The 6,755-nt window shown below is 37.2% G+C and carries 9 protein-coding genes; all 9 read right to left on the bottom strand.

The window, feature by feature from the left end; all coding sequences use genetic code 11:
- Nucleotides 1-167 precede the first annotated feature (167 nt).
- On the bottom strand, nt 168-593 hold the full coding sequence (locus AC1HJP_RS18965) for a hypothetical protein (RefSeq protein ID WP_480363126.1): 426 nt from the start codon (nt 591-593) through the stop codon (nt 168-170).
- Between the two features lie 122 nt (nt 594-715).
- Nucleotides 716-1,381 (bottom strand): phytanoyl-CoA dioxygenase family protein, encoded by a 666-nt coding sequence (locus AC1HJP_RS18960; RefSeq protein ID WP_480363125.1) that lies wholly within the window; start codon nt 1,379-1,381, stop codon nt 716-718.
- Nucleotides 1,382-2,197: 816 nt separating this feature from the next.
- A complete protein-coding gene (locus tag AC1HJP_RS18955; RefSeq protein WP_480363124.1) occupies nt 2,198-2,488 on the bottom strand; it encodes a hypothetical protein in 291 nt (96 codons plus the stop codon).
- 126 nt (nt 2,489-2,614) lie between these two features.
- Nucleotides 2,615-2,926 carry a hypothetical protein gene (locus AC1HJP_RS18950; protein ID WP_480363123.1) on the bottom strand — a complete coding sequence of 104 codons (312 nt, stop codon included), beginning with the start codon at nt 2,924-2,926 and terminating at the stop codon, nt 2,615-2,617.
- A gap of 116 nt (nt 2,927-3,042) precedes the next feature.
- Nucleotides 3,043-3,360 carry a hypothetical protein gene (locus AC1HJP_RS18945; RefSeq protein ID WP_480361989.1) on the bottom strand — a complete coding sequence of 106 codons (318 nt, stop codon included), beginning with the start codon at nt 3,358-3,360 and terminating at the stop codon, nt 3,043-3,045.
- Nucleotides 3,361-3,801: 441 nt separating this feature from the next.
- Nucleotides 3,802-4,098: a DUF7683 domain-containing protein gene (locus AC1HJP_RS18940; RefSeq protein WP_480363122.1), complete on the bottom strand. Its 297-nt coding sequence runs from the start codon at nt 4,096-4,098 to the stop codon at nt 3,802-3,804.
- A 414-nt stretch (nt 4,099-4,512) separates the two neighbouring features.
- Nucleotides 4,513-4,773, bottom strand: coding sequence for a hypothetical protein (locus tag AC1HJP_RS18935; protein WP_480363121.1), 261 nt, complete (start codon nt 4,771-4,773; stop codon nt 4,513-4,515).
- A gap of 138 nt (nt 4,774-4,911) precedes the next feature.
- Complete coding sequence (locus tag AC1HJP_RS18930) at nt 4,912-5,247, bottom strand: hypothetical protein (RefSeq protein WP_480363128.1); 336 nt, start codon at nt 5,245-5,247, stop codon at nt 4,912-4,914.
- A 456-nt stretch (nt 5,248-5,703) separates the two neighbouring features.
- Nucleotides 5,704-6,135 (bottom strand): hypothetical protein, encoded by a 432-nt coding sequence (locus tag AC1HJP_RS18925; protein WP_480363120.1) that lies wholly within the window; start codon nt 6,133-6,135, stop codon nt 5,704-5,706.
- Between the last annotated feature and the right edge of the window lie 620 nt (nt 6,136-6,755).

Genomic DNA, 6,755 nt, shown 5'->3' with positions numbered 1-6,755 from the left:
GTCAAATCACTAACGAACCAAGGCTGCTGAAATTCAAATAGTATCTGATAGTTACTCATAGTCTCTGTAAACATAACGCTTGTCGTAAACGGCACAAAATAGCAGGCTAAAATTTGCGACGAAGGAGCTCGAGTCTGCTGTTTTGTGTCCTTTGTTTGACGGCCTTGTTAGCTGTCTTTACTTCGGCGCTCGTAGAATTTCCTTTCTCGTTCTTTGTTCGCTTTAGCTGAACCAATTTTCCAGCCCATGTAATGATTGATATCGTCCATTGCATCTTGGGCACATGATCTCACCCAATCGCTCTCATCCTTTAAACCACGAAGTAAAACTGGTTTAACTATGTTTTTTTCCAGTTTATTAAGATTCATAGCTGTGTAAGCAAACCCACGAAATGCATTTCCCCTTACATTTTCATCTGGATGCTCCGATAGTTTTAAGCTTACATCTTGAACGAATCGCCAGTTCTCATGGCTAAAGCCAAGTTTTATTGGAATTAACTTAAGTGCCTCGACATCATCCTGTTTAATAGCTTCCCATACATCAGCATCACTAAACTCATTTGTATGGACATCTTGATACTTTAATTTACTCATAACTCTCGAGACAGCTAACGCCGCAAATAAACGGCAAAAATTAGTTGGCTATAATTTGTGAGGTACGAACAAAGCCAACTGATTTTTGTCCGCACTTTTTTAATTTGCTTTGTTATATTGCCCTACGCCCAAGCTAAATTGCAAGGTAGTTGAAAACTGCTGAACTCTATATGAACTACACGCCTATTGCTGGGATTAACGGATTTACTTGATGAATGCAAAAGGTGTGGCCGCATTACCAATGCATCACCAGCTTTGACCACACACGAGAATGCTGGTTGGTTTTTAGTGATTGAATCAATTTCACTTTGAGTCAAAACACCCAATTGATGACTACTAGGTATAACTTTTAAACACCCATTGTCCTCGTCACAATCATCCAAATGAATCCTGAAGGCAACCATTTTATTTAAAACATCTATAGGTGGTTGAACATGGTGTTTACCATCTTTGATACTCCAAGCTTTCCAGTTTTCAATATCAGCTTTTCTGTTTACACAGATGGTCTTATCTTGATGCCAAGTAACCAGCCAATTATGTTCTGCCGTTTTATCGAAGAAAATTACTCTTACCAAATTAGCTTTCTCCATTAAGAAAGATTCAGCAATTTTTGTCAGTTTTTCAGATGAACATAATTTTTGGATGGATTGGAATTTGTTATTCGCGCCACGAATACCATATTTGGGGTAGGTTTCAGAAAACTCTTTTACCTCTGCTTTAATAGATTGTATTTCACGCTGAGATATAAAACTCTCTAATATCTCAAAGCCGTTTTCTCTAATATCCAAATTTCATAATTCCCTGAAGGCAATATAACGCTTAGCTAACAGGCAAAATTGAATAAGCTAAAATCGAGCGAAGCGACGAGCTTATTTAATTTTGTCCTAGTTTAGCGCCTTGTTATGCGTTGACACACCGCTTTCAAAGCGCTTGCGCCTGCACCAACGAGCTAAACTTTATTTATATAAACACTCACCGAACCAAAAAATGCAATGAAGCGATTGACTGGTGAATACCCTTTCTGGTCACAGCTTAAATTGAAAAACGAACAGCCAAGACCAACTTAAAATTTGATTACGCCACTGTACCTAAAAGCTGATTTGAAGGAAAGAGTAGAAGTAAAAACCGCTTTAAAGACAGCTATTTAAAGTGACGCATAACGCCGTTGTAACCGGCTAATAATAGTTGGCTATAATTTGTGAGGCACGAACAAAGCCAACTGTTATTTGTCCGCGTTGACGACCTTGTTATGCGTTGACACGCAAATTTAGAAGCGCTTGCGCCTGCACCAATAAGCCAAACTTAAAATTAAAAAACATTCACCAAACCCAAAATTGCAAAGAAGCGTTCGACTGGTGAATGACCTTTCTGGTCACAGCTTAAATTGAAAAACGAAAAGCCAAGACCAACTTAAAACTTAATTACACCACTGTACCTAAAAGCTAATTTGAAGAAAAGACTTGAAGCAAAAACCGTTTTAAAGACAGCAATTTAAAGTGACGCATAACGCTTGCCGTAAACGGCACAAAATAGCAGGCTAAAATTGGCGACGAAGGAGCACAAGCCTGCTGTTTTGTGTCCATGGTTTAACGGCCTTGTTAGCTTTACAAAAAGCTGAGTGTGTACAAGAAAACCCAACTTGTAAAAGCTATAAATAATAAGCCTTTAACTATTTTTAACTTTCTAGCCTTTTCTATATACGCAGCCCTAAAAAGAAAACCTGATGGTACTGCTGCACCAAAATAATAAACTCCCGGAGCAAGCAAAACACCTGACTTACTCGATGCGTAAATAATAAAACACAGAGCTAGAAAAGCGCCTATAAAGAACATACCTTTCGATGTTTCTAGAAATTCAATTGAAGTATCAAAAAAATCACTTAAATATTTTGTCATTGTGTAATCCTTCACAAATATACAGAGTAAAGCTAACGCCTTAATAAACGGCGAAAAATAGCAGGCTAAACTAAGCGAAGAATGAGCGCAAGCCTGCTGTTTTGCGTCCATTGTTTAATTAATTTGTTATGTTTCAATCTCACTGATTTCTTTCTTTACCGAGTCAATGTCAACGTGCTTTGCGACCAAGGGCCACTGCTTTATGGCTGAATCAAGGTACATAGACAAGCCATATAGGATTCCAGAAAATGATGCTAATGCAGACAAATATAAACCACGTAATTCTTGAAAGTACAAAAGAAAACTAACAAAGAATCCAATCCATGCAACGACAGCTAAAAGCCGACTCTTTTTAATTAGTTTGGATTCATGCTCTTGGGGATGTTCAATTGCAAACTCAATAGACTTTAATGATTTCACTTTTCTAGAATTATCCACAAACTTTCCTTGAAACATAACGCCTCAGTTAAAAGGCAAAATTTAGTTGGCTATAATGTGAAGCGGAGCGAAACCAGCCAACTGAATTTTGTCCGCTTTTAAACTGTTTGTTATGTTTACAACTCAGCTTTTGAACACCAAAACTCTGAATAGCTACCTTCAACCCAGCACTCAATACGAATTGTTCCAAAATCTCGCTGTGTGTTTAACTCTTGAGATATTATTACCTTTTCCGATTGGAGTAAGTTAGAGATTAGATCTAGGTCGTCTAAGCCCTCAATCTCGATGTCTTTACACTCGTCATTGCACTCCACTTGAAACCACAAATTCAAGTCACTTTCGGCACTAACTTTACTAGTTGTCAAATCACTAACGAACCAAGGCTGCTGAAATTCAAATAGTATCTGATAGTTACTCATAGTCTCTGTAAACATAACGCCGTTGTAACCGGCAAAAAATTGTTGGCTAAAATGTGAAGCGAAGCGTAACAGCCAACAGTTTTTTGTCCGCGTTGACGACCTTGTTATGCGTTGACACACCGCTTTCAAAGCGCTTGCGCCTGCACCAACGAGCTAAACTTTATTTATATAAACACTCACCGAACCAAAAAATGCAATGAAGCGATTGACTGGTGAATACCCTTTCTGGTCACAGCTTAAATTGAAAACGAACAGCCAAGACCAACTTAAAATTTGATTACGCCACTGTACCTAAAAGCTGATTTGAAGAAAAGACTTGAGGAAAAAACCGATTTAGATTCAGTTAATTGAAATGACGCATAACGCCGCAAATAAACGGCTAAAAATAGTTGGCTAAAATTTGTGAGGTACGAACAAAGCCAACTATTTTTTGTCCGCACTTTTTAATTTGCTTTGTTATATGGCATGAGCTTCAACAAAGTAAGAACTTTTGCCGAAATTCCAACTGATAGGCTGCGAAATATACTTATTTATGAAACCGATATGAGATTCACGAATTTCATAGCACCCGAACATTGGTTGCACTGGGTTAGTCTCTCCAAATTCAGCTTTAAACTTGCATAAGTCAAACTCAGACAATTCATGCTCAGCAATTAACTCTTCTGTTTCTTCTGAATATTCTGCGATAAATCGCCGTACCTTGAATTCTGTGTCGAACATCCCAATGCCATATAACGCCGTTGTAACCGGCAAAATTGTTGGCTAAAATGTGAAGCGAAGCGTAACAGCCAACAGTTTTTTGTCCGCGTTGACGACCTTGTTATGCGTTGACACGCAAATTTAGAAGCGCTTGCGCCTGCACTAATAAGCCAAACTTAAAATTAAAAAACACTCACCAAACCAAAAATTGCAAAGAAGCGTTCGACTGGTGAATGATGATTCTGGTCACAGCTTAAATTGAAAAACGAAAAGCCAAGACCAACTTAAAACTTAATTGCACCACTGTACCTAAAAGCTAATTTGAAGAAAAGACCTGACGTAAAAACCGTTTTAAATACAGTGAATTGAAATGACGCATAACGCCGTTGTAACCGGCAAAAAATTGTTGGCTAAAATGTGAAGCGAAGCGTAACAGCCAACAGTTTTTTGTCCGCGTTGACGACCTTGTTATGTGCCTGACTGCTTAATAATTGCGTAACCATCCTTTTGATAGTCATTGATACAGCTTTCATACTTTTCTATCAAACTTGGTTCGTTAACAACTCCGAATGCCCAGGTATTGCACTTTACAGTTTGTTTTGAAGAATTTTCCAAAGTGGTTTCCTTATAAAATTTTACAAAACCAACTGCATATGCAGCTTCAACAAACTTCGTATGAACAAGAAAACCAAAGCCTATAATTACAGCTAAAGTAAAAACTTTTTTCATAGATATCCTTCCTTTATTGTGACAGTGCGTAAACTTTTAGCACATAACGCTTGCCGTAAACGGCACAAAATAGCAGGCTAAAATTAGCGACGAAGGAGCAAAAGCCTGCTGTTTTGTGTCCTTGGTTTAACGGCTTTGTTAGCTGTACTTCACTAGAACTTCTTTAGCAAACTTATAAAAACAAACTGCCGCTAATAGTGTGAAAATAGAGGGTATAAGAAATACGAAAACCTCAATTAAGCCAAGCTCTTCAGAACTCTCTACAATTGAACTTGCTACAAACGAAGAGAAAATTGTAGCAACAATAGAGATTTTAACTCCTTTGGCATGCTTACTTTTTGTAACTTTATCAAGCTTAACAAATGCGAAAAGTACTATAAAAAGAGCAATTAGATAAGTAAGAGTATCTACTATCATCACAGCGAATTCAGCCAGTGATATCCCATACATATTTTTGATAATTTCAGCGAACATTTCCACTACTCAGATTTTCCTTGTACAGCTAACGCTTGCCGTAAACGGCACAAAATAGCAGGCTAAAATTGGCGACGAAGGAGCACAAGCCTGCTGTTTTGTGTCCACGGTTTAACGGCCTTGTTAGTTACGATATTTTTTGAGCGTTTGATTTTATTGAAAAAACAAAACCAAACAGACAAATTATGCTTACTAAACTTAAACAGCTTATAGATAACTGATTTAGCTGTAAGTTACCAAAAATAAATAAGTCGCTTACTAGAAGTGCTGTACTTGACATGAAGCCAGCTAGAAAACCTGATTTATGTTTTTTAAGATTCATCTTATCTCCTTGCTGGATGAATTCCATTAGTAACTAACGCCTTAATAAACGGCGGAAAATAGCAGGCTAAACTAAGCGAAGAATGAGCGCAAGCCTGCTGTTTTGCGTCCATTGTTTAATTAACTTGTTATATTTCAGTTGCTGAGATCCAAGTAGCTCGTAACTGATTGCCTATTTATACACTCACTAAAATATGGCAGTTGCTTATCTACACAAATAATATACTCGTCTTTTAATTCAACCACAGGCTTGATGTCTTTTACCAAATAGTGATCATTTACCTTTTTCAAGTGCACTAAAGCGAAGTTGAACGAAGTGAATTTAGGTAAACCACTTGAATGAGTGAACCCTATAAACTCAATAATTTCTGGTTCAGGGTTTTCGTTGTACCACTCGTAGACGTTATATTTCAATTCAAAAGCAACATCCATACAAATACCGCTTTCTACATATTTATCGCATGACTGTTCGCTTTCGACTACTGAAAAAGGTGACCCAAGAAATACAATATCATTTGCTTGCAGCAAGGAACTAAAGAAAATAATAAAGAAAGTAAAAATTTTCACCAATCTCTCCCTGAAATATAACGCTCGATTAACGGGTTAAAAATAGTGGGCTAAAATTGAGCGAAGCGAAGAGCCCGCTATTTTTAATCCCTGTTGAATTGCTTGTTAGCACTACTTTGACTCTAAATAATCGAATAATTTCTTTCTTTGAGCAGATGAAAACAAATAATAGCTAAACTTTATATCGTTACTTTTCGAGCTTTTTAGAACTATTAACCTAGGTAACCTATTAACAATTTTAAAGCCTTCAAAATTCTTCCACTCCAAAGTGACTTTAACGCCAAAATCAATGAATGTTATCCCTTGTTCATTAAGCTCTAAGCCGTATTCAATAACCTTACTTCTACCAGAGTTAAAAACGAATAACCAGATGGTGAAAAGCACTATGGAGATTATCAAAATGAAAAAAAGCAAAACCATGTCTTTCGGATAAATTCCTGTGAACATGGCAAAGATTAACCCTACTGCAATGAACCAAAAGTATTGAATGGACATTGTATACAACCTGTTGAGTAAACCTTGTACGCGTGTCTGAATTATCAACATAATTGCTAAACTATCCTTGAAGTGCTAACGCCGTTGTAACCGGCAAAAAATTGTTGGCTAAAATGTGAAGCGAA

This window comes from Pseudoalteromonas sp. NFXS53 (assembly GCF_056629255.1).
Note: the sequence above shows the minus strand (reverse complement) of the source record. Positions and strands in the feature narration are given on the sequence as shown.